At 69.4% G+C, this 875-nt stretch carries 1 protein-coding gene; it reads right to left on the reverse strand.

All coding sequences use genetic code 11. The features are described 5' to 3' along the window. Positions 1-825, reverse strand: a protein-coding gene (locus HIR71_RS16285; protein WP_249051952.1) for an IS5 family transposase whose coding sequence is annotated in 2 segments (ribosomal slippage) — positions 1-449 and positions 451-825 — 824 coding nt annotated over the 2 segments. Because the reading frame shifts where the segments join, the coding sequence is not laid out codon by codon here. This gene is flagged as partial in the annotation. Between the last annotated feature and the right edge of the window lie 50 nt (positions 826-875).

An 875-nucleotide genomic window follows, 5' to 3' on the forward strand; every position in this document is an offset into this window, starting at 1 on the left:
CACTGCTTGGCGTGGACGAAGGAGCGTTCGACGACGTTGCGGCCGCGGTAGGCGTTCTTGTCGAACGTCGGTGGGCGTCCGCCCTTGGCGCCGCGGCGTTTTCGAGCCGCGATCTGGTCGCTCTTCTCGGGAATGACGGCCTTGATCCCGCGTCGGCGCAGCTCGGTGCGGATCACGCCGGTGGAGTACGCCTTGTCGCCGATCACCATGTCGGGGCGGGTGCGTGGTCGGCCAGCGCCGAGGCGGGGGACGTAGATGTCGGCAAGCACCTCGGCGAGCATCGCCCCGTCGTTGCGTTGCCCACCGGTGACCACGACGGCCAGCGGTCGACCCTTCCCGTCGACGGCGTGGTGGATCTTGGTCGTCAGCCCCCCACGAGACCGCCCGACGCCGTGACCTGCAGGTTCAACCTCGTCCAGGGGCAGATTCTTGTGATTCGACGCTGCCCCCTGTGTCCTGGTCGGGGCGCTTGGTATTCGTCGCGTGCTGGTGCGCCCGAGCGATCGTGGCGTCCACCGACACGTCCCAGTCGATCTTCCCCGCGGCGTCGGCCTCGGCCAACAGGTGCCCCAGCACCCGGTCCCACGTACCGTCGCCGGCGTACCGGCGGTGCCGCTTCCACACCGTCTGCCACGGACCGAACGGCTCGCGCGGCAGGTCACGCCACGGGATCCCGGTCCGGAACCGATACGCCATGCCCTCGACCACCCGCCGGTGCCCGCCGAACGGATGACCGCGCCTACCCACGTTCGAGGGCAACAACGGCTCGATCCGCGCCCACTCCTCGTCAGTGAACACCTCGAACCGCGACGCCGACACGCTCATGGCCACAGCCTGACGCCCACCTCACCCCGGATAAGGGAGACACGCCCTAG

The sequence above is a fragment of the Cellulomonas fimi genome (assembly GCF_012952065.1).
Classification (GTDB): domain Bacteria; phylum Actinomycetota; class Actinomycetes; order Actinomycetales; family Cellulomonadaceae; genus Pengzhenrongella; species Pengzhenrongella fimi_A.